Raw genomic sequence first — 23978 nt, forward strand, 5'->3', positions numbered from 1 at the left:
ACAGTTTACAATTATGAAGACATTCATCAATTCTTATAAATTCGGTATCTGTCTGGTCTCCACCGTACTCTTGCTAAATGCCTGTACGAAGAACTTCGGTGATATGAATACCGATCCCAACTTGGTAACGAAACCCAACATGAAATTCCTATTTACCTTTACTGCAGATAAACTGCGTCCCTCGGGTACGGAATGGATTTGGGAAAGCCTGGAGCAACTAATGCGTTATACCCAGCAGGTGAGCGCAAGTCCTTATGAACTATCGGGCAGTATAAATACACGCTATCGTACCTATTATGCCGACATTCTTCCCAACCTGGTAGAGATTCGGCACCAAATCGACCAAGAGCAAGATAAAGACCGGTATCAGAAAATGGGGGCAGTTACGTATATATTAGGTGTATATTATGGAATTCGGGTAACCGACATGAATGGATCCATCCCCTATTCGGAGGCCATTTTGGCCCGGTACGAAGATAAATTCGATCCGCTATTCGATACCCAACAAACCCTGTTTACGCAGTGGCTGGGCGAATTGGATAACGCCATTCAAGTGCTATCCGACGCTAGCTTGCTCAATCAAGAGAGTTATGGTGATGCCGATATCTTTTACCAAAGCGATTGGGTAAAATGGATAAAGTTGGCCAATACGCTCAAGCTGCGGATTGCCGCACGTCTTGAAAACCAAGATAGCGAAGCAACGCGCCGGATCTTCCAACAAGTGATGCAGGACGCCACCGGCCCCATTGACGGAGACGAGATGCAGCTGCAATACCTGAATCCCACGGACGCTTTTCTGGGTGCAGATGTGGATTATCGAAGCCGCCGCTATGCGAGCAGGCAAATGGTCCGTTTCATGAAAAAATCCGATGATCCGCGTATCCGGATATACTTCGATCAAAATGATTTGACAGGTTCGTTCCGAGATACACTTGCCAAATATAATGTTCAACTGCCGTCATTTATCGATCCGGATGACCCATTCGTTATGTATCAGGGCGGGCCTGCAGATTGGACGACCGACCAAAGTATCACCCAATGGATGAGTAATCCTTTTCAGGTAAGCCAATACAGCCGCTATTTCCTGATTTCACCGGTCAACAGACTTTTTTTATCCCCCAAACTAAACGGGGCTACCGGTAATGCTTTACATGTACTGGTATCCTACGCGGAAACCTGCTTTTATATCGCAGAAGGTATCCAAAAAGGCTATGGCGCAGGTATCGATACCAAAGGTTCCGTATCCGACTGGTACAACAAAGGCATTGCCTCCTCGATCCGTACAATGAACGAAGTTGCGCGGGAAGCCGGCTCAACGATGGCATTCACGGGCGACGGGACGGCAGAAATCCAAGCCTACCAACAACATCCACAAGTCGCATTGGGATCTTCCAATGACTTGGAGCGCATTTATATCCAGCAGTACCTTGCGTTTTTCCGCCTGCCCAATGAAGCCTACGTACTGTGCAGAAGAACAGGCTATCCCATTGCAGGATCGGCATATTATCCCATGGAATCCTTCACCGAACCAATTCCCCGACGCTTCGGGATCAACGATCCCGGTGAGGTTAATCGTGCAAATTGGGAAAGTGCTTATCAGGAGCAAGGCTTTACATTGCGTGCAGTTGATGCGCAGACACTGAGTGAGGAACGGGTATGGTATGATAAAAATGCCCCAACGTTTGGAGGTGGGAATTAATGCAAAAAAAACTCCTGTTACTTACGACTTTGCTTGTCCTAGTCTCCCTTATCGGATTAGCCCAGACCCGCTCCGACTTTTCAGTCATTGCCTACTATACGGGCGACAGCGAAACCATTGACCGCTATGAGGTCAGCAAACTCACGCATATCATTTTCAGCTTTGGTCACTTAAAAGAAGGCCGCTTCCACATCGATAATGCACGGGATACGGCTACTATCAAACACCTTGTTTCACTAAAAAAACAGCATCCCCGGCTCAAAATCATGCTCTCGCTGGGCGGATGGGGCGGTTGTGAGCTCTGCTCGGATGTTTTTTCAACGGTCGAAGGGCGTGCGCAGTTTGCCCAATCCTTCAAAGCCGCGAATGACTATTTCGGCACCGATGGTCTCGATTTAGACTGGGAGTACCCGGCTATTGAAGGTCACCCCGGCCATCCCTATAAACCTGAAGATCGGCCGAATTTCACGGCACTGGTCGTAGAGCTACGCCGCGTGCTGGGCGATCAACAGGAGTTGAGTTTCGCCGCTGGCGGATTCCAGCATTTTCTGGACGAATCGGTAGACTGGCAGAAAATCATGCCACTGCTGGACCGGGTTAATATCATGAGTTATGACTTGGTTAACGGCTATGCCACCGTGACGGGCCACCACACGCCGCTATACAGTGTGCGACCGGGTGAAGAATCGACAGACCGGGCTGTACAATACCTGCTAAACTTGGGGGTACCGGCAAAAAAGCTGGTCATCGGCGCGGCATTTTACACCCGTATCTGGAAAAATGTAGCGGCAAAAGACGACGGACGGTATCAGGCGGGTGAACATACCCGGGGGTATCCATTCAAGCAGTTTGAGACCCAGCTAACGCCAGAAAAAGGCTGGCAATACCATTACGACGAAAAAGCGCAGGCGCCTTACTGGTATAACGCCAGGGAAAAGTTATATGCTACTGGTGACGATAGCCGTTCGGTACAAGCCAAAACCCGGTATGCGCATGACAACGGGCTTGGCGGCATCATGTTCTGGGAGCTTACGCTGGACAAGGAACGGGACGGTTTGCTGGATACAATCAATCCCAACAATTAGGCGATTGGCAAACCATCAGCACCGCTTCATCACCGGCAACAAAACTTGCCAGTACTATATCCGATTACGACATTAACTAATGTGTTACGAAATGAAAAAGATCAGCTACCTCCCTATCCTCGCAGCCCTACTTGTTTTACAAGCATGCAATCAGACAACCACGAAACAGGGATCGAAACCTCGCATTGCTATTGCTGGCCTAGCCATCGAATCGAGCACATTTTCTCCAGCCACCACAGATACCGCTGCTTTCCATCCAAAAAGAGGTGAAGAAATCTTTACCAATTACCCCTTCTTTGCTCAGGGATCGGAGCTGCGAGAGGCCGCGGAGTGGGTACCTACGTTGACCGGCAAATCCATCCCCGGCGGCGCAGTTACACGAGAAGCTTATGAAGCACTTGTGGGAGAGTTGCTGGATTCATTGGCAAACAACCTCCCATATGATGGTCTATTTTTTGACATCCACGGAGCGATGAGCGTCGTAGGATTGGACGATGCCGAGGGCGACCTGATTACACGTGTCCGTGAGGTGGTTGGTAACAAAACGGTCATTTCCACTAGCATGGACCTGCACGGCTGTGTTACCGAACCGCTTGCCGGCTACTCAGACCTCATCACCTGCTACCGGCTAGCTCCTCACGAAGATGCGATGGAATCCAAAGAACGTGCCGTACGCAATTTGGTGGATAGGCTGGTAGCTGGAACGGGCAAGCCCGCGTATAAGGCGTTGATCCCGGTACCCATCCTTTTGGCTGGTGAACAGACGAGCACACGGATAGAGCCGGGCAAAAGTCTCTACGCCGCTGTTGAGCCAACGGCCGCCCAGAAGGGGATTGTGGATGCCGGCATCTGGATGGGATACCCATGGGCCGATGAACCTCGCAACCATGCGAATGTGATGGTGGTAGGCGACGACAAGGCAGCGGTAAAAGCGGCCGCCGAGGCGTTGGCCAGGAAATTTTGGGACGTCCGCCGTGAATTTGACTTCGTGGCGCCGACAACCACATTGGATAGCGCGTTGGCCAAGGCATTGATCAGTGCGAAAAAACCGTTTATCATTAGCGATATGGGCGACAATCCCACCGCTGGAGGTGCCGGCGACGTAACCAAGACGCTTACGGACGTGCTTGCCAAGCCAGCTTTCGCTTCCCCGAATGGCCCCATGTTCATCTACGCTTCTTTGCCAGGCCCCGATCTGGTGGAAAAAGCGTTGAAGGCAGGGATAGGAAACCCGGTGGAAGGCTTCGCCGGTGCATTGGTGGATAGCCGGTTCGCCCCTCCCCTTAAGCTTAGTGGCACCGTGCACGCCATCAGGGAAGGCGACCGGGACGCAGAAGTCGAAGTGGTTGTAAAAACCAACAACAACTACATCATCGTCACAAAAAAGCGTAAACCTTACCATAACGAAAAGGATTTTACTGACCTCAAACTCAGCCCGCGGGAAGCGGATATCCTGATGGTGAAAATCGGCTACCTCGTACCTGAACTGTACGACATCCGGGGAGATTGGGTGATGGCGTTGACGGTTGGCGGCGTAGACCCCAACCTATCAACACTACCTTATAAACGTATTCAACGGCCGATGTTCCCGCTCGACAAGGATATGGAAGACCCCGACCTATCGGCCAGGTTCATTCCGTTGTCGCATGAGTACTGGCCAAAAAGGTAGGCTTAGGTAAATGCAACGAAGCAGCATGCAAAAACAGGTTCATTATCAAAATATTATGAATAATTCAGCGTAAGTGGGGTAAAAAAAGAGGTCGCTTTCATCAGTACTCTAACCGGCTAACAGGCTAAAGATATAAAATATAGCATAAATTTTAACACTTTTTAACTATGAATAATTAGTTTTTAATTTTATGTTTGCAACAGTAATCAACCGCTGAGAGGCGATTTTCCCTCAGGATCTGATAAATCCTCATCAAAACCGGGAAGAACAGACACCACCGACAGTATTGATTACGAACAACATACAATTGAAAATCAGCACATCATGTCGCTGTAGGGTCGCATAGACTGACAATGATTTTGGTTTGTTTTAATAGGTAGGAAGACGCCGATTGCCGCCCGGTAATCGGCTCTTCCGTTTTCAATCAACATTAAACTGCTGCTGTTTTTTTTGCCAACCAGTGTTTTTCTCCCTCATCCAAATAGGGTGCCAGCTTAACATAAACCGTTGCATGGTAAGCGTTCAGCCAATCAATGTGTTTGGAATCGAGCAACGATTTATCAATCAATAGCGTATCGATATAGCAGAGGGTCAATGTCTCAAACGCGATAAATTGACCAAACAAGGTGTCTGTGTGAAGCATGCTCAATACGAGATTTTCGATGCGGATGCCGTATTTGCCCTCCCGGTAAAGTCCCGGCTCGATGGAGGTGATCATTCCCGGTTCGATAGGTACGTCCACAGCGGCGGCATTGAACGTATGGGGGCCCTCATGTACATTGAGGAAAAAGCCGACCCCGTGCCCCGTACCATGACCATAATTACGCAGTTCATCCCACAGCGGCTTGCGAGTGATGGCATCGATTTGGTAGCCACGCGTACCTTTTGGAAAAACTGCCGCGCAGCCCTCAATCATCCCCCGGAGTACCAGTGTATAGTCTATCCGTTCCGCATCCGTGGCATTCCCCAACGACACCACGCGGGTAATGTCTGTGGTGCCCGTGCGGTATTGGCCACCCGAATCGACTAAGAGCAACCCGTTGGGTTGCAATGTATCATTACTGGCTGTCGTAGCCTTGTAATGCGGCAGGGCACCATGAGCCCTGTACCCTGCAATAGTATCAAAACTCTCGCCTACAAAGCCATCCTGCTCAGCCCGAAATTGGCGCAATCGCTCTGCAAGCGATACTTCGCTAATGGTTTCTTTGCCGACTGTTTCCGTTAACCATTTAAAAAACTTGGTAAGTGCCACACCGTCCTTCAACATGGTATTACGTGTATGAGCGATTTCCACCTCATTTTTCACCGCCTTGAAGTGTGTAGTGGGATTGGTTTTTTCAACGATTTCTTTGCCGGCCATCAACTTATATAACCGGCTGCACGTGCGACGGGAATCCAACAGAAAACTGGTGGCGGGCAACTGATTTAGGGTGTCTTCGACCCGACCATAATCCGATACCTGAACACCCGAGGCCTCCAGTGAAGTACGATCTTGGCTGGACAGTTTTTCTCGATCAATGAACAATACCGCACGATCGGCTGTAACAAGGACGAATGCCAAAGCTACCGGATTGCACAACACGTCGCTTCCTCGCATATTCAATAGCCAGGCCACGTCATCCAACGAAGAGATGAGATGAGCCATCGCCCGGCTTTTCACCATTTCCGCACGCAAGCGATTAAGCTTGGATTCCGTGGCTTCACCTGTCAATGTCTCTTCAAGAAAATAGACGGGCCTCTTCGGCAATGCAGGGCGGTCGAACCATATCGATGTCAAAAAGTCGATACCTTCCCATACATCCATACCTGCGGACAGCAATGGGTTTCTTATTGCCTTTGCCAACGACTCGGACACCAATCGATCGTCGAAAGCCACTACGGCCTCACTCGGCAAGTTCTCCGCCAGCCAGTTGGCATATTCAGGAGCAGTTTGCACGGTCAGTTTCACCAGCTCATACCCAGTACCTGCCAATTGTTCGCGTGCTTGCACGAAATAACGGGAGTCTGTCCACAGACCCGCAAACGATTGGGTAATGGCCAACGTGCCTGCAGAGCCCGTGAAACCCGATGCCCAAGCGATGCACTTGTAGTGATCGGGCAGGTATTCACTGATATGGGGATCGGACGAAGGAATAATATAAGCGTCGATATCTTGCTGTTTCATCAGGCCCCGGATAGCGGCCAGTTTTTCTGCATGGGTCATTGCGTGCTTTTGCTTGTTCTTAACGGTTCGCAAGTTACGAAATCTTTATAATCGCAAATCGTCTTTAGGGCATAAGCTTGGCTACCACGACTGGGAAGAAACCCTTCGTTTCCAAAAGCGAGCTGATCATGTTCAGAAAAGTACTGGAGATAAAATTGATTTAAATTTTATTCAAATTTTAGGTATTTATTATAAAATAAATATAATACATATACAATTCATAGTCTTTTCATCGTCAAAAAGACGATGAAAAGACTATTAAAAGACGATAAATAGACGATGAAAACTAAATAAAGTATAAGTTTTATATTGCTTTTAACCTGGCTTTTTTTTGGAAAGAGGTCAGCGCACTCTTGGGCGCTTTTTGGAAACCGCCTACGGTAGCAATGCAAGGAGTTGGACTTTCCCCAACTTTTGGTTAACTTGGCCCATCACCAACAGCTCAATCATGTATCGACTACGATTAACTGGTTTAGGTTTAACACTATTGGCAACCATTTATGTGGCAATCGCCCAAGAAACGGTTACGAATAAGCGTAACAAGGAGATTCCTGCTATTATTGAAAATCAGGTATTGACAGCCTTGTCCCATTATCCAGACCTGAAAGAGACAAACATCCGCTTCCTATTCACCGATAAGCTAAAAAAATCCATTATGGTCGCGAGGCCGACCGCAGGCTCCTTATTTAAAAGACCACAAAACCGAACGTATAACGTGCTGATCAACCCGGCTTTCAAGCTGGATTACCAGATCGAGTCAATCCGGCAGATTCCGGATAGTGTCATGATTGGCTGGATTGGGCATGAGCTGGGCCACATTATGGACTATGAACGTAAAAGCACCTGGAAAATCATGGGGATGGGCATTTCCTATTGGTTGTCCAAAAATTATGTACGAAAGGCCGAACGCATAGCGGATTCGTTCGCCGTAAACAATGGAATGGGTGCTTACCTGACGGCAAAGAAATCGTTTGTCCTGGACCATGCAGAACTGCCGCAGGCTTATAAAGATAAAATCCAGGCGCTATACCCCTCTCCCAGTTACATCGAAAAACTGATGGCCGATCTGGAACGTGAAGCTGAGTACGAAAGAGAAACAGCGTTTCCCGCTGAAGAAAAGGCTCACGGGGCAGAAGTCGAACTGCCTGAGGAAAGTCACCCGGGTATTAGCTAACTTAGCCTTCGAAAAACAGTCTAACGATGCAACGAATTATATGTACAGGATTAACATTTTTCCTGTTAACTCAGGCGCTTAGCCAAACCCTGTCTCAGAAAATTGAAACAGCTTTCCGAACATTTGAATTGCACGAAAGCCTGGCCAATGGAGTAGCCTCACTCACGGTTATCAATGCCAAAACAGGCAGCGTGGTATTTGCTAAGCATGAAAAATTGGGCATGGCCCCGGCGTCTACCCTCAAGACCGTTACCTCAGCTGCGGCATATCATGTGCTGGGTGCGGGGTATACCTTTGAGACGACCTTATCCTATACCGGGCAAGTCGATGCTTCGGGCACCTTGAAGGGGGATATTGTTATCTTGGGCTCCGGAGATCCATCATTGGGTAGTGACCGTTTCCCACGGGCGACGGATACGCTATTGCTCTCCACTTGGATTCAAGCCATAAAAGCTGCCGGTATACGCAAAATCGAAGGCGGCATCGTTGCCGATGACCGGCTATACCATGGACAAACCGCTCCGCGGGGTTGGACATGGCAGGATATGGGCAACTACTATGGGGCTGGTGTATCAGCGCTCAATTGGCGGGAGAACGCCGTGGGCGTTAATTTTATTCCAGGTACCACACCTGGGGCGTCGACCCGAATCGCCAATACGACCAACGATATCAGCTACCTTCAGCTGGTTAATGAAACCATGACGGGAAACCGCGGTACGGGTGACCGCGTATATGCTTTCTCCGCACCCTATTCTTCTCGCACATACCTGCGCGGCACCTACGGCATAGACCTCAAAAAAACAATTTACTTATCCCTTCCTGATGGGGCTTACGATGCCGCTTACCAATTACACCGTTCATTGGATAAAGCCGGCATTGAACAGTCGAATATGCCCACCACTTCCCATCTGCTATCGCTGGCGGGCAGTAGCTTACCCAATGGTGGTACGAAGCTTCATGCACACCGTTCTCCCGCCCTTGGTGAACTCGTTTATTGGTTCAACCAAAAAAGCATCAACTTATATGGAGAGGCCCTATTGATTGCCATGGCCAACCGGCAGGAGAACAAAACCGATACGCGCGATGCTGCGGAAATACTGCAAGAATTTTGGGCGAGTAAGCTAGACATCCCTGAAGGTGAGCTGAAAATCATGGATGGTAGCGGGCTTTCTCCGGAAAACCGGGTAACGACCAATGCGCTTGCGCGTATCTTGATGTCGGTGAAGAAAGAGCCCTGGTTTGCCAGTTTCTTTGAAAGCCTACCCGTATATAATGGAATGAAAATGAAAAGCGGCACAATCGGTGGCGTGTTGGGATACACGGGATACCAAACTGCCAAGGATGGTACGCCGCTGGTATTCGCTTTGTTGGTGAATAATTACCAGGGACCGGCCTCACCGATGCGGCAGCGGATGTTCCGGTTGTTGGATGTGCTTAAATGATTTGGCGATTGACATTTTGGAGCGATGCTGAATAGGGGCGTACTTTCAAATTTTCAAATTGTCCTGTTTTCAAATCAAATAATCCTACATTTGCATCGGATTGCTGCTGCAAAAACCAATAAAAAACATGAATAAGACTAATCGTAAGCAAGATGCTTTGGACTACCATTCCAAAGGGAGGCCCGGCAAAATTGCTGTTGTACCAACGAAACCCACCCATTCACAACGAGATCTTTCATTAGCTTACTCTCCCGGCGTTGCGGAACCCTGCTTGCGGATTGCCGAGAACAACGAAGATGTTTATAAATATACAGCCAAGGGCAACCTGGTCGCTGTTATCAGCAACGGAACGGCTGTCCTCGGCCTTGGCGACATCGGCCCCGAAGCTGGCAAACCGGTTATGGAGGGCAAAGGGTTGTTGTTTAAAATATTTGCCGATATCGATGTATTCGATATTGAATTAGATACCAAAGATGTCGATGAATTTGTCCGCATCGTCAAATGCCTGGAACCTACATTTGGCGGTGTAAACCTAGAGGATATCAAAGCACCCGAGTGTTTTGAAATCGAACGCAGGCTTAAAGCGGAGTTAAAAATTCCGGTCATGCACGATGATCAACACGGCACGGCCATCATCTCTGGAGCAGCATTAATCAACGCTTGTACGTTACAGAAGAAAAAACTAGAAAAAGTAAAGATCGTGGTGAACGGTGCCGGTGCGGCTGCGATCTCATGCACACGCATGTATATCTCGCTGGGTGCCCGCAGGGAAAACATCGTGATGCTCGATAGCAAAGGATGTATCCGCCAGGACCGCCCCAACTTGGAGGCGACAAAAGCCGAATTTGCAACCACCCAGACGATCGACTCGCTGGCCGAAGCACTAAAGGGCGCTGATGTGTTTATCGGACTTTCCAAAGGAGACGTTGTAACCGCCGACATGCTCAAATCCATGGCCAAGAACCCAATCGTGTTTGCCATGGCCAATCCCGACCCGGAGATTGCGTACCCATTGGCGGTGAAAACCCGCAAGGACGTGATCATGGCCACCGGCCGTTCTGACTACCCTAATCAGGTAAACAATGTGCTTGGCTTTCCCTATATATTCCGTGGCGCTTTGGACGTACGAGCCACCGCCATCAACGAGGAAATGAAAATTGCGGCGGTAAAAGCGATTGCCGAATTGGCCAAGCAGTCTGTGCCCGAGGCTGTAAACCAAGCTTACAATACTCAAAATCTCAAGTTTGGACCTGAATATATCATTCCAAAGCCGACCGATCCCCGGCTCATTATCGAAGTCGCACCCGCCGTAGCCAAAGCCGCCATGGATTCCGGCGTATCGCGTAAAGCGATAACCGATTGGGATAAATATGCAGAAGAGCTACGGCAGCGGTTGGGCCAGGATGATCGGATCATGCGCAACCTAAGCGAGGCAGCAAAACTTAACCCCAAACGGGTAGTTTTTGCAGAAGCAGATAACTACAAAACACTCCGTGCGGCACAGATTGTAAAAGAAGAGGGTATTGCCCTGCCCATTTTATTAGGCAATAAAAAGAAAATCCACCAGCTTATCGATGAAAACCTGTTGGAACTTCGAGATGTACCGATTATCGACTCCTTGGAGGAAAAGGGCGAACCGCGCTTTCAGAAATACGTCGATTTCCTCTATGCCAAGCGGCAGCGGCGGGGGATATCCTATTTAGATGCCCAGAAACTCATGCTCGACAGGAACTATTTCGGCGCGAGCATGGTACAGTTCGGTGAAGCAGATACGCTCATTTCCGGGCTTACCAAAAATTATGCGACGGCCATTAGGCCGGCTTTGCGGGTCATAGGCACACAGCCCGGCAGTAAGTTAGCAGGCATGTACATGATGCTTACAGCTAAGGGGCCAGTGTTTTTCGGTGATACAACCGTCAATGCCAATCCCACCGCTGAAGAGTTGGTTGACATCACCCTCCTGCTTCACGATGCGGTCAAAAAGATGAATATATCGCCTCGTATCGCCCTCTTATCCTTTTCAAACTTCGGCTCAAATGACGGCGATGTACCCAATAAAGTACGTAAGGCTGTGCAGCTGCTCCATGAAAAATACCCCGAGATACTGGTTGATGGTGAAATGCAGGCTAACTTCGCGATGAATAGCGACCTGCTCGCATCCAATTTCCCATTCAGTTCACTCAATGGAAGCCCGGCCAATACCTTGGTATTTCCGAATTTGGAATCGGGCAATATCGCCTACAAACTGCTTCAGGAAATTGGCGGCGCCGAAGCCGTGGGGCCAATCCTGCTCGGCATGAACAAACCCATGCATATTTTACAGCTCGATAGTTCGGTGCGCGAAATTGTCAACATGGTTACCATCGCGGTCGTCGACGTGCAATCAAGAGAGTCCATTACACCTAAAAAGAAGTAAGGCAAACGTCATGTATGAATACCTGAACGGCAAATTAGCCTATAAAGCACCGACACACGTGGTACTCGACGTAGGAGGAGTGGGTTACCATATTCATATTTCCCTGCATACCTTTTCGCAGATAAAAGACAATGAGCAATGCAAGCTGTACATCAGTTTTCAGGTGCGAGAAGATGCACATACGCTATTTGGATTCGCGGAAGAAGGCGAGCGCCGTCTGTTTGAGCACCTGATATCCGTATCGGGCATCGGCCCCAATACAGGCCGGATGATCCTATCGTCCATCACACCGGAGGAAATTCAATCGGCTATCATCAATGGAAACGTACCGCTCATCCAACGTATTAAAGGGATCGGCCCAAAAACCGCTCAGCGCATGGTGCTCGAATTGCAGGATAAACTCAAAAAGCAGGGGCCGGACGCTTTGATAGCTGTACATCGCCAGCAAAGCATACCGGAAGAGGCGCTTAGCGCATTGGTAATGCTCGGATTTGTACGTACGCAAGCCGAAAAAGTACTAACGAGTATCCGGTTAGGGAACCCTCAGCTGACCGTAGAGGCGCTTATCAAAGAAGCATTGAAAAAACTTTAAGGATTTTTATATAAATTCGCAACGAAAAAGACCGCTATATCAGCTATTTAAAAAAACATCTACTTGGAAAGAACGATACTATTTCGCTGTTTTTCGCTATTTCTACCGTTTCTACTCGCCATCACAGGCATTGCCGTGGCGCAGACCTCCGTAGATTCAACTGGCAATGATAGCCTAAAGCTTAAGTATCCACTCAAGGACCTTCCCTTTCTCAACCTATACCAAAAAAAAAATGCACTTGATATTGGTCTGCCATCCAACATCAGCCGTGAGGTTATATTTGACCCACTGACCCGGCAATACATTGTCCGCGAAAAATTAGGAAGCCGCCTATACAGACCACCCCAATACCTGACGATAGACGAGTATCAGGAATATGAGGGAAATTTGTTGAAGCGCAACTATTGGCGGGAGCTTTCGGACCAACAGCTGACCGACTATCGACAGGATCGCCTGATCCCTACTATCTACGTGCAAAGCGAGGCGTTCGAGAAAATTTTTGGTGGGAATACCATTGATATCATTCCGCGTGGAAGTGCTGATATCAGCATCATGGCACAGCACAATAAGAATGCGAATCCCATGTTCAACGAACGGCAGCGCCGGCAATGGGGATTTGACTTCGACCAGCGCATCCAGATGAATCTAACCGGGCAAATCGGCGATCGCCTGAAGCTGACCACCAATTACAACACGGAAGCACAGTTTGATTTCGAAAATCAAATCCGGCTGGATTATACCGGAAAGGACGACGACATCATCAAGCGAATCGAGTTGGGCAATGTCAGCATGCCACTCAATACCACACTCATCAGCGGTACCCAAGCATTATTCGGTCTTAAAACACAGTTGCAATTTGGCAAGCTAAATGTGACCGGTATCTTTTCTCAGCAACGCTCGCAACAGCGAGAGATCACGATTAAGAACGGCGCGCAGGAAAGTGAATTTGCATTGAAAGCCGATGAGTACGAAGACAACCAACACTACTTCCTAGCCCAGTATTTCAGAGAGAATTTCAATCGGGCCATGGCCCTGGCCCCTATTCTCACCACCGACGTAAACATTACCCAAATCGAAGTCTGGGTCAGCAACCGAAGCAATTCCGTGGATGATTCCAGGGATGTTCTGGCGCTGATGGATTTGGGGGAGTACAACCCCTATAACACGGCACGTATACCCGCTGGCGGGAATACCCGATACCCATCAACCGGCATCCCCGGTGAACCTGTACAACTGTATTCCAACAGGCTACTGGAAATCCTGCCGGACGATGCTCGGCTTACCCAATCCAACGGTGCTCAGGCATTTTTTCAAGGTTTTGGTGCCAATGATAACTATGCTAAACTTACCTATGCGCGGAAGCTCCGCGAAGGCACGGAATATACGGTAGACCGGCGATTGGGTTTTATCTCCCTCAATATGCCGCTCAACAACGACCAGATTTTGGCGGTGGCCTACCGCTATACAGCGGGAGGGCGCGAATACCAGGTGGGCGAGTTTTCAACGGATGTGCCGGTCACGCCCTCCCAACCACAGATGTTGGTGGCCAAGCTATTGAAAAATGAGATCCTCAAGACCAATCTGCCGATATGGGATTTGATGATGAAAAACATCTATTCCATCGGTGCCTACGGTGTTGGGCAAAACAATTTCCGGTTCAACATCTTCCGTATCGAGGATGAAAGTGGTGTAGAGCGCCCAGCCATGTATGAAGGGCAGAATACGCAAAACAAACTCTGGATACAGCTGACCGGGCTAGATCGGCTCAATCCGCAAAATGCCCAACAACCGGATGGCTTTTTCGATTTCCTTCCGGATATCACCATCGATCCGGAAAGGGGTCGAATCATGTTCCCACTGGTTGAACCCTTCGGTAGCGACCTTGCTGGCCAATTCTTGCCCGGTGCGGAACAAGCATTGATTGATAAGTACACCTATCAGGCGTTGTATGACTCCACCAAAGTCATCGCCCAGCAATATTTCCCCAATCAAAACCGATACCTCATTAAAGGATCGTACGAATCTGAAGTGGGTACCGAATTCCAGTTGGGCGCAATCAATGTACCGCGGGGATCGGTGCAGGTGTTTGCCGGTCCGGCCCCCCTCCAGGAAGGCGTGGATTTCATGGTCGATTATGATATCGGCCGTGTGCGTATCCTCAACCAAGCTTTGTTGCAATCTGGTCAACCCATCCGCATCAAGATGGAAAACAACCAATTATTCGGACTGCAACAGCGCACAATGCTCGGCGGACGGCTCGACTACATGGTAAACGAAAAGCTTCAATTGGGTGGTACGATCATGAACCTGACCGAACGTCCGCTGACCCAGAAGGTAAATATCGGGGAAGAACCCATCTCTAACACGATGTGGGGGCTGGACCTCTCCTACAACTCACCGTCGCGCTGGCTTACCCGGATGGTCGACAAAATACCCTTCCTGGATACGAAAGAGCCGTCGTCCATATCGTTTTACGGCGAATTTGCGCAATTGATACCCGGGCATCCACGGGCACTCAATTTCGCCGGTACCCGGAGCGGTATCACGTACGTCGATGACTTTGAAAACAGCCGTTCATTCATCGATATCAAGGGTGCGTTCAACTGGCAACTTTCGGGAACCCCGCAACTCTTTCCGGAATCGCAATTGATGGATGATCTCCAGTATGGATTCAACCGGGCACGGTTTGCCTTCTATAATATCGATCCGATATTCTACCGCAGTATCAACCTCACACCCAGCAACATCGGCAGTACTGAATTGTCCAAACATCGCGTACGCGAAGTACTTGAACAGGAAGTATTCCCCTACCGCGAATCAACCACCGGGCTACCGATGTTCCTATCCACGTTGGATTTGGCCTTTTATCCCACGATACGCGGACCCTACAACTACACGGCTAATAGCGTCAATCCAGACGGTACACTGGCCAACCCCCGCAGCCGGTGGGGTGGTATGTTCCGCAAAATCGACGCACCCGATTTCGAAGCCCAGAACATTGAGTTCATTGAAGTGTGGATGATGGATCCGTTCTTGACCAATCCGTCGTCCCAAGGTGGTGATTTATATTTCAACCTCGGCAATATTTCGGAGGACATCCTGAAGGACGGACGAAAAGCTATGGAAAACGGGATGTCGCCGTCGGGCGATCTTTCCCAAATCGATGAGACGAATTGGGGCCGGGTACCCCGCAACCAGCCGGTTATCCAGGCGTTCGACAATGATCCCGTGGCGCGGGCCCGTCAGGATATCGGCTTGGATGGGCTCAGTGATGTCGACGAACGTGGCTTCCACGGCGATTTCCTTGGTCAGATGCAGGGATTGCTTATGTCGGAAGCGGCCCAGGAATTAACCAGCGACCCGTCGGGCGACAATTTCCAGTATTTCCGCGGGCCGGAGCTGGACAACCAAAATGCGGGCATTCTGAAGCGGTACGAACGATTCAACGGTCCGGAAGGCAATTCCAAAACCCCGGAGCAATCGGTCGGTGTGGAAACATCGGCTTCCACCCTCCTCCCCGATGGCGAAGATATCAACCGCGACAACAATATGAACGAGGCGGAGGAGTACTACCAATACCGAATCTCACTGAGGCCACAGGATATGCAGGTCGGACAGAATTACATTTCGGACATGCATACTGCCGAAGTGGAACTGCGCAACGGTCGGAAAGAGCAGGTGAAATGGTATCAATTCCGAATCCCCTTATCACAGTACCAGGAACGCGTGGGCGATATCCGCGATTTCAAATCCATCCGTTTTGTACGGATGTTTATGACCGACTTTGCCGATACCGCGGTGGTGAGGCTGGCACAAGTGCAGCTCGTACGGGGTGAATGGCGGAGGTATAACTCGGAAAACAACAACGCCAAAGTCATTGCCGACCCCAGCATGGGCAATGTACCGCTTGACAACTCGACCATCGAGGTGGCTGCCGTAAACATCGAGCAGAATGGCAACCGCCAACCCATCCCCTATGTGGTTCCTCCCGGCGTTGAACGCCAACTGGACTGGGGGAACCTCAACAATAATGTACAGCTCAACGAACAGTCGCTCTCCCTCGATGTGAAAGACCTAAGGGATGGATATGGCCGTGCGGCCTACCGCACCGCAACGAATGACTTCCGGGCGTACGGCCGCCTGGAGCTATTTATCCATGCGGAAGGGCAATACCTGCAAGATGGCGATTTCAGGGCCTTCGTGCGGGTAGGTACGGATGACCAATTTAACTATTACCAATACGATATCCCACTGAAAATCACGCAGGCCGGCACACGCGATGCAGAGCTGATCTGGCCACAGGAAAACCGGATGAACATCCGGATCGCCATTTTCCAGGAAGCCAAAGAAGCCCGCAACAAAGCCATGCTCAACGGGCAACCGTGGCCCATTAATATGCCGTTTACCTTTTTTGATGGCGAGAACCGGGTAACCATCTTAGGGCAACCCGATATCAGCAAAGTACGTTTTTATATGCTTGGCGTAATGAACCCATTGCGCGGCAGCGAGGTCGCCCCGCCCGGTGATGACGGGTTGGACAGATCAGGGTTGTTTTGGTTCAACGAGCTTCGACTCACCGATTTTGACGATAAAGGTGGATGGGCAGTGACCGCCCGGATGAATGCCCAATTGGCGGACTTTGCCAATGTCACCGTTTCAGGAAGTAAAAGCACCATCGGCTTTGGCTCCATCGAGCAGCGTATCGGCGAACGCAGCCGCAGCGATGACATGTACTTCGACCTGGTTACGAACGCGGAGTTGGGCAAGTTTTTCCCCGCCGATTACGGCTTGCGCATACCGCTATTCTTCAGCTATACCCGGCAGGTGGGCACCCCTGAATACAACCCCCTGATGCCGGATATCGAGCTCAACAGCGCATTGGCAAATCTGTCACGCAACGAGCGGGACTCGCTCCTGCGCGCGACACAGGATTTTACCACCCGCAGAAGCCTCAACTTCACCAACGTACGCAAAATACGCACGAACATTGATAAGCCCGTACGGCCGTGGGACATTGAAAATTTGAGCGCCACTTATGCCTATTCCCAGCATTATCACCGCGATTACCTCACCGAGATCGCCTTACAGAAGAACTACCGAGCAGCATTGGACTATACCTTTGCCAGCAGCGATGACTTGACATTCGAACCGCTTAAGAAGTTCATCAAGAATAAGCACTTGGGCATCCTTAGCGACTTCAACTTCAACCTGATGCCCTCGCTGTTGAATTTCCGTATTGACGTTAACCGGGTATATAACGAAAATACCCTGCGGATAAACAATTCGGCGGATAATTTCCTGCCCGCTATGGGTACCCTATATAACAAGAACTTTTCCATGAACCGTCTCTACGGTATCAGCTGGAATCTTTCCAAATCGCTGAAACTCGATTTCAATGCCACCAACTACGCCATCGTAGACGAACCGGACGGGCGTCTGAACGGGCTTAAGCGCGACACCCTTTGGGATAATTTTTGGCGATTAGGCCGTACCACGGACTATAACCACATGATGAACATTACCTATACCCTGCCCATCCATAAATTACCCGGCCTCGATTGGGTAAACGTAGATGCACGCTACGGTACACAGTTCAGCTGGCAGACCGAGCCCCTGCTATCGATGCTCAGCCAGGAAATCAATATGGGCAACAGCATCCAGAATTCACGCACCATCCAACTAAACCCGACGCTCAATATGGCGGGGCTTTACAACAAGTTCGGATTCATCCGTAACAACACGGGCTTGGATGCCAGTGGTGCAACCGCCTTTTTTACCGGCCTGCTGACCAGCATCAAAAATGTCAATGCCGCTTATACGCGCGTACAAAACACGTTCCTGCCCGGGTATACGCCTCAGACGAATGTGTTGGGTTATGACTTTGACCAAAATGCGCCGGGCTGGGGATTTCTTTTCGGCAGCCAGCGTGATATCCGCAAACGAGCTGCTGAAAATGGATGGATCACAACCGATACCCTGCAGACGCAACTGTATATGACTTCCCTAACGGAAGACCTTTCCATACGTGCCATCCTCGAGCCCATACGTGATTTGAATATCGAGCTTACCGCCGTGAAATTGAACAACCGGAATTATACGACTTCGTTTCAGTATTCAGCGGCTGAAAGCGATTTCCAAAGCCTCACTCCCGTTACGACGGGTAATTACAGCATTTCCTATCTGGCAATCGGGACGGCATTCGAGAATCATGAATCGCTCTTCCGGAAGTTTGAGCAAAACCGCCAAGCCATCTCCCAACGGCTCGGTCAATTGAACCCCAACTCATCCGGGCAAACCGACGGCTACTCGGACGGTTATGACCGCACCGCACAAGATGTGGTCGTAAATGCCTTCCTAGCAGCCTACCGGGGGAAAGACCCTGGGCGACTCAACCTCGGAAGTTTCCCCGAAATCCCGATTCCCAATTGGAATGTAACGTACAGTGGACTGAGCAAAATCCCGCTGTTCAGCGAATTCCTGACGTCACTTACGCTTCGCCATGGCTATAACACCCGCTATTCCATCAATGGGTACAATTCGCTTATCCGATATAACGAAACTGGCGGTTTTCCTTCCGAACGGGATATCAACGAAAATTTCCTGCCCGAATTCCAGTTCCAGCAGGTTTCCATTTTTGAACAATTCACCCCACTATTGGGGTTTGATGCGCGGTTTAAAAATAACCTCACCGCCAATGCGGAATACCGCCGTGCACGTACGCTGAACCTCAGTCTGCAAAACAGCCAGTTGGCCATGCTCAGTGATCAGTCGTTCGTATTCGGTGCGGGCTATCGCGCTACAGGTTTCCAAATGCCATTCGGCTGGTTCAGCAATTTCAGGATGAATAATGACCTCAACTTCCGCTTGGATATCTCACTAAATGACCTGAAAACGCTTGTCTATCGTTCAGACATCAACGAGTCGGAAGTATCAGCAGGGAATAAGAGTATTTCCTATCGCCCTTCGGTAGATTACGTCATCAATCAACGGTTCAATATCCGCCTTTTCTTCGACAGCAATTCCGTACGGCCGTACACTTCGCAGACATTCGCTACGGCTTATACGAATTTTGGGTTTAATTTGAGGTTGATGCTGCAATAATAGGTAGATTAGAAAGTCCAAAAGGAATTGTCACGCTCACTTCGTTCACGCCACGAGGTTCCTTTTGGACTTTCCACTCCGGTTTATTTTACTAATGTTCCCCAAAAACTGATTTCAGCAAGTAAAATACGCGGGGGCTGAGTAGGATTGAAATGTTCCAAGCTTCTGAACCTGATGTACCTTACCGTGGCATCGGGATCGACCGAAGCACCCGGTACAAATTCAAAATCTAACCCATTGTCGGAAAGTGCAATATCTTCACTTGTAGGAGCCTGCCAGGGATCGGCCATTCCATTGCCTGACGGTTGAACACATTCAAATCGACCCAAAAGCGTCCAGCTATCGTCCAGACTGCCATCCGGATTGGGGGCTAATGACCCATATACTTCAAATACCCGTGGGTGGCCCCTGTTCCAACGATCGTCGTCGCTGTTACGCGGCCATAGCTTCATCCTATCCAGTTTCGCTTTGACCCCTAAATCCCACGTAAATGTACTGGGTATGGCGGCTGGATCTGCAGAGTGCATGAAATTGGTGGTGTTGCCGTCCCAAAAATTTCCTAAGGGATAACCGCCATTGATTTCTACATCGCCGGGCATAAGGTTTTCAATCCAGGTGGTCTTTGGAATCAGCACCACCGGATCGATCATCGTTTCGACCGTTGGCGCCTGGAATAAATCGATTGCCAGCGAGTCGGGCTTATGTGTCGTACTGTAGGATAAAGGCCTATCGATGTCAAAGCCGGGAAGCAGCGTTTCGGTTTCCGTGGTATCGACACCCGTGGTCTGGCTGTTTCCGTTTATGTCGGTCCAGTTTAACCGGATGCCTACTTCTGTTCCTTCGACGGTGCCCCAATTCAGTGTAACGTCTCGCCCGTCGTAAAACGTGCTTTTCAACAAACGATTGGTCAGCAGGCCCTGGTAGCCGTCGCCATATACCGTACCCAGTATTTCAATAGGAATAGACTCATTCCCTTCATCGTCATAGGTATGGATCATAAAGGAATAGGTATTCTCGCTAATCGGGTCGATAATATAACTGACCGTATCCATATCTGCGGTTACGGGCAATTCCACCGAATCGGTGGAATTGTTCCAGAATATCCTTGCTTTCTGCACCCTCGGATCGGTACCACGCAGCCACGATAGTTTGATGCGGTTATTTCCGGGATGGGCAGCGGGCTGTTGCGCCGGCCCCGGATAGATCAATCCGTTTGGAACCACGTACCCCTCGTAAATCTCCGTCTCGCTATCGCATGAAGCGCATCCCAATACGATCCCCATACAGATGACAACTATTGCATTCTTCATCACAAATAATTGTTAATGGTTTAACTTTAATTGATTAATTCGCCCCAAAAACTCAATTCCAAAACATGGACATTTGAAAACGATGCATTGGCATACGTGGATACGGTCCTGAACCGAACGTACCGGATTGGGGTGAACGGATCCGGGGCGAAATCACTCACGGCAAATTCAAAGTCGATGCCTTCATCGGCAAAAGCAATATCTTCCTGGGTAATTTGTGCTCCTGGACCGGATGGCTTTAAACTCTCAAATCGTCCGAGCGGTATCCAACTGTCGTCGAGCTCCCCGGTAGGGTTGGGCGAGACCGAGCCCCATATTTCAAATACTTTTGCATGCCCCCTAGCCCACCTGTCATCGGCATGCTTGCGGGGCCAGTATTTTAAGCGACTTAGCTTGACGGTCCTTCCCAAATCCCAGGTGAGGTTGTGGGGAAGCATTTGGGTTTCCAGGCCATGAAATCCATCCTGATCGTAATTCTCATCCCAGATTCTGGTTATTGGGTAGCTTGCGTTAACCGGCGGGATATCACCGGGCAACGTATAATCGTTCCACGTGGATTTGGGAATAAACTCTTCAAACCACGGTGTCACCGTAGCGGTCAGGGTATCGGAAAAATTGCCCCACCGATCGCGGATATACATCGCAAATTCCTGCTCTTCTGGATCTAAACCGTCAACTCCGCGATACGTAAACGATCCTTTTGGCGTAGCGGTATAATACGTGATTACCTCGCTCATGTACCCTAAATTCGCCGTATCCGCCATTAATACGATGGCCAAATTTGCTTCCTCGGGGTTCTCGAAATCGATTGCCACCCCTCCAAACGTATCCCTGAACTTTTTGATTGCCAGTTGTACGGGGGCCGTTGTTGGATTGATTTGTACGATATAGGGTTCCGATTCCTTTTCATTCTTCCCTACGGAATACAGTTTAACATCGTAGGTGGTTGGGGTACCGAACCCTTCAAGCACCAGGGAGTCTTTGAAATACGACGATTTGGTTTCGCGTATCACCCCGGGTTTGATTTCATATTCGGCACGGATGTAATTCAAGTTCCTATCCACTGGCAGTTTATACTTTAATACCGCTCCGCCCGGCTTGTTCTCTACCATTACATTTGTCACCTGGCTTGGGGCCGCAGCGGTATCGTCGATAAAATCAATACGTCCCTCCTCCTTGCAACTGATCCATAGCATCGACATGAGTAAGCTTGTGATCGCTATAATTCTATTTTTCATCGTGTATAATTTGTTTTTTAACGGTGATGAAGCTTATCAGATTTATTCATTCCACTGTGTGGTCTGAAAAATCATGATGGTTTCATGATGTGATGTTTTAATCGTTACCAGCCAATATTTTGTACCAAGTTTGGGTTCACTTCAATATCACTGGTTCTGATCGGCCAGAAATAGTCGCGAATGCCAAATTTTTGTTCTAACAAAAGCTGTGGCTGATACATCAACCGGTTAACTTCTTCTTCCGTACCATCAATTGTAGACACCATCATGTTCCACCCTTGCAGTGGGGTATGGTATTCAGTCGGTGCTGTTTTCCATCGCCGTATATCCCAAAAGCGTTGCCCTTCGAACGAAAGTTCGATCAAGCGCTCCTTCTGGATAATTGCACGCAAACCAGTTTGGGTGTTGTATTTCTGATTATTGGTATAGGTATCCCAGGATTCCTTCACGCCCTTCAGACCGGCACGGGCACGAACCTGATCGATGTACTGAAACAGTTCGGCGCTATTGGATCCGTTAGGTCCATCCGCCTCGTTTATCGCTTCTGCATACAACAGATAAAGATCGCTCAACCGCATAACGGGCCAGGCATAACTGGGTGAAGATATGCTGTTGATGGCATTAAGCTGGGCCTCATAAGGAATAAACTTTTTAGGGAGATAGCCGGTCCAGTTGCCCTGCCCTTGCGAGCCATCTGTTTCGCCGACTTTAAAGCCAAGGTACCTTAGCGACAATGCATCTTTATCATTATATTGCCCTGCTCCGAACCATACGCCGCCATCGAAGCCCACCCAGGCATAAAAACGGGGTTCACGGTCGAAATGCATATCAATCGTGGTTCTTCCCTGCCGGATATACAGTTTATCCGCTGCCTGCGCAGTTCGCAGGTTGTACAGATCGCCGACGTTTCTTGTTTTGTCCTCACTAAGCGGCACACCGTTTTCGGTATAAAACATTTCGGCGATCTTGATCGGCATACCCAGCCATTGACTAATATCGTTGCTGTTTACGTAATCTGGATTTAGCTTGGGCATAGACGCATGAATCATCCCGCCGCTTCCGGGAATTGAAATCATCTGCGTGTTTGCCCAGATAATTTCACTGTTTGAACGTAAATTAAACGCATTCCGGAGGGTTATATTTAAACGGGTTGTATCGGTATACCGGTTAGCCGCATCGTCAAACGTATATAACAGCATACCCGCTTCATGGCAAATATCAATCGCTTCTTTACAGGCAGCCACCGCAGACTCCCATTTTTCGGGTCTGAAGGTTGCATCGAACAGGAGCGTACCGTCGTGGTTTTGTAGCGTTGCCTGATCGTTGTTGCCGTTGAATAGCGGACTTGCTGCCGTAACGAGCACCTTCGCCTTAAGCGCAAGTGCGATGGGCTTGGTAATGCGCCCATAATCGCTCGCCGGGTCCAATATAATCGTCGGCAGCATGTCGCCTTCGCTTGCTTCGTCCAGCAACTGCACGATGTAATTGAAACATTCGTCTACCGGAGCCCGTTCCACCTTTACGGCATACACATCCGCATCCACCGGCATATTTTCCCGGATCAGGGGTACCGGCCCGTACATCTGCACCAGACTGAAATGATAGTAAGCCTTTAACACTTTTGCCTCAGCGGCCCATTGTTCCCGCTCCCAAGCGGGTAAGTCAGGTACCAAATCGACATTTTCCAGAAAGGTGTTGCACACCCGTAACGCCTCATACATACCCTGCCATCTCGGAAGCACCGGACTGGTTGCATTTTGCAATCCTTCGCTGATATTCAAACCGGCGAGTGAAAACCGGTTGGAAAAATGGGTGGTTCTCCTGGTCCAGATGTCGTCGCCTCCCAATGTAGTAGGATCACCCGACCCGCCATTTTTTGGCATATAGGAATAACAGGTCGCCAGATATTTACGGGCCTGTGTTCTCGAATTGAAGGCCATATCTAAGGTTGCGATACCATCGGGTACCACGTCCAGCCAATCGCCGCAGGCGGTTAAGCTCATTATCGCGGCAACCATTATAAATTTTAATTTTTTCATGTCGCTCATA

Annotated in this window: 12 protein-coding genes; 8 read left to right on the top strand and 4 right to left on the bottom strand. The window is 49.4% G+C overall.

Annotated elements, in window-relative coordinates:
• Positions 1-13: 13 nt before the first annotated feature.
• From IEV98_RS22325 to IEV98_RS22335, 3 genes are all read left to right on the top strand, one after another.
• A complete protein-coding gene (locus tag IEV98_RS22325) occupies positions 14-1699 on the top strand; it encodes a SusD/RagB family nutrient-binding outer membrane lipoprotein (RefSeq protein ID WP_188508266.1) in 1686 nt (561 codons plus the stop codon).
• Complete coding sequence (locus tag IEV98_RS22330) at positions 1699-2784, top strand: glycoside hydrolase family 18 protein (RefSeq protein ID WP_188508267.1); 1086 nt, start codon at positions 1699-1701, stop codon at positions 2782-2784. The genes IEV98_RS22325 and IEV98_RS22330 overlap by 1 nt, the downstream gene beginning before the upstream one ends.
• A gap of 91 nt (positions 2785-2875) precedes the next feature.
• Entirely contained in the window at positions 2876-4453 is a 1578-nt protein-coding gene (locus tag IEV98_RS22335) for a M81 family metallopeptidase (RefSeq protein ID WP_188508268.1), read from the top strand.
• 430 nt (positions 4454-4883) lie between these two features.
• On the opposite strand, the gene IEV98_RS22340 is transcribed toward IEV98_RS22335, so the two are convergent.
• Positions 4884-6656 (bottom strand): aminopeptidase P family protein, encoded by a 1773-nt coding sequence (locus IEV98_RS22340; protein WP_188508269.1) that lies wholly within the window; start codon positions 6654-6656, stop codon positions 4884-4886.
• Between the two features lie 448 nt (positions 6657-7104).
• Here IEV98_RS22340 and IEV98_RS22345 point away from each other — a divergent pair, with 448 nt between their 5' ends.
• The 5 genes from IEV98_RS22345 to sov all read left to right on the top strand — a co-directional run bounded on the left by IEV98_RS22345 (position 7105) and on the right by sov (position 19381).
• Positions 7105-7830, top strand: coding sequence for a hypothetical protein (locus IEV98_RS22345; RefSeq protein WP_229738909.1), 726 nt, complete (start codon positions 7105-7107; stop codon positions 7828-7830).
• 26 nt (positions 7831-7856) lie between these two features.
• Entirely contained in the window at positions 7857-9272 is a 1416-nt protein-coding gene (dacB, locus tag IEV98_RS22350) for a D-alanyl-D-alanine carboxypeptidase/D-alanyl-D-alanine endopeptidase (protein ID WP_188508271.1), read from the top strand.
• Positions 9273-9399: 127 nt separating this feature from the next.
• Positions 9400-11688 (top strand): NADP-dependent malic enzyme, encoded by a 2289-nt coding sequence (locus IEV98_RS22355; protein WP_188508272.1) that lies wholly within the window; start codon positions 9400-9402, stop codon positions 11686-11688.
• 10 nt (positions 11689-11698) lie between these two features.
• Positions 11699-12280: a Holliday junction branch migration protein RuvA gene (gene ruvA, locus IEV98_RS22360; protein ID WP_188508273.1), complete on the top strand. Its 582-nt coding sequence runs from the start codon at positions 11699-11701 to the stop codon at positions 12278-12280.
• A gap of 63 nt (positions 12281-12343) precedes the next feature.
• Positions 12344-19381, top strand: a complete 7038-nt coding sequence (gene sov, locus IEV98_RS22365; protein ID WP_188508274.1) for a T9SS outer membrane translocon Sov/SprA — start codon at positions 12344-12346, stop codon at positions 19379-19381.
• 83 nt (positions 19382-19464) lie between these two features.
• Here the strand turns inward: sov and IEV98_RS22370 are convergent, their stop codons facing one another.
• The 3 genes from IEV98_RS22370 to IEV98_RS22380 all read right to left on the bottom strand — a co-directional run bounded on the left by IEV98_RS22370 (position 19465) and on the right by IEV98_RS22380 (position 23968).
• Positions 19465-20691, bottom strand: a complete 1227-nt coding sequence (locus IEV98_RS22370) for a DUF4998 domain-containing protein (protein WP_188508275.1) — start codon at positions 20689-20691, stop codon at positions 19465-19467.
• Positions 20692-20717: 26 nt separating this feature from the next.
• Positions 20718-21929, bottom strand: a complete 1212-nt coding sequence (locus IEV98_RS22375) for a DUF4959 domain-containing protein (protein ID WP_188508276.1) — start codon at positions 21927-21929, stop codon at positions 20718-20720.
• A 104-nt stretch (positions 21930-22033) separates the two neighbouring features.
• Complete coding sequence (locus IEV98_RS22380) at positions 22034-23968, bottom strand: RagB/SusD family nutrient uptake outer membrane protein (RefSeq protein ID WP_229738910.1); 1935 nt, start codon at positions 23966-23968, stop codon at positions 22034-22036.
• Positions 23969-23978 lie beyond the last annotated feature (10 nt).

Origin of the sequence: Parapedobacter pyrenivorans, from assembly GCF_014636865.1 — a bacterium.
Taxonomy (GTDB): domain Bacteria; phylum Bacteroidota; class Bacteroidia; order Sphingobacteriales; family Sphingobacteriaceae; genus Parapedobacter; species Parapedobacter pyrenivorans.

What these genes read in the sequence shown, in the direction of transcription:
- dacB (WP_188508271.1), top strand. Translation starts at nt 7,857, where the DNA reads ATGCAACGAATTATATGTACAGGATTAACATTTTTCCTGTTAACTCAG.
- ruvA (WP_188508273.1), top strand. Translation starts at nt 11,699, where the DNA reads ATGTATGAATACCTGAACGGCAAATTAGCCTATAAAGCACCGACACAC.
- IEV98_RS22330 (WP_188508267.1), top strand. Translation starts at nt 1,699, where the DNA reads ATGCAAAAAAAACTCCTGTTACTTACGACTTTGCTTGTCCTAGTCTCC.
- IEV98_RS22370 (WP_188508275.1), bottom strand. Translation starts at nt 20,691, where the DNA reads ATGAAGAATGCAATAGTTGTCATCTGTATGGGGATCGTATTGGGATGC.
- IEV98_RS22380 (WP_229738910.1), bottom strand. Translation starts at nt 23,968, where the DNA reads ATGAAAAAATTAAAATTTATAATGGTTGCCGCGATAATGAGCTTAACC.
- IEV98_RS22355 (WP_188508272.1), top strand. Translation starts at nt 9,400, where the DNA reads ATGAATAAGACTAATCGTAAGCAAGATGCTTTGGACTACCATTCCAAA.
- IEV98_RS22340 (WP_188508269.1), bottom strand. Translation starts at nt 6,656, where the DNA reads ATGACCCATGCAGAAAAACTGGCCGCTATCCGGGGCCTGATGAAACAG.
- IEV98_RS22375 (WP_188508276.1), bottom strand. Translation starts at nt 21,929, where the DNA reads ATGAAAAATAGAATTATAGCGATCACAAGCTTACTCATGTCGATGCTA.
- IEV98_RS22325 (WP_188508266.1), top strand. Translation starts at nt 14, where the DNA reads ATGAAGACATTCATCAATTCTTATAAATTCGGTATCTGTCTGGTCTCC.
- IEV98_RS22335 (WP_188508268.1), top strand. Translation starts at nt 2,876, where the DNA reads ATGAAAAAGATCAGCTACCTCCCTATCCTCGCAGCCCTACTTGTTTTA.
- IEV98_RS22345 (WP_229738909.1), top strand. Translation starts at nt 7,105, where the DNA reads ATGTATCGACTACGATTAACTGGTTTAGGTTTAACACTATTGGCAACC.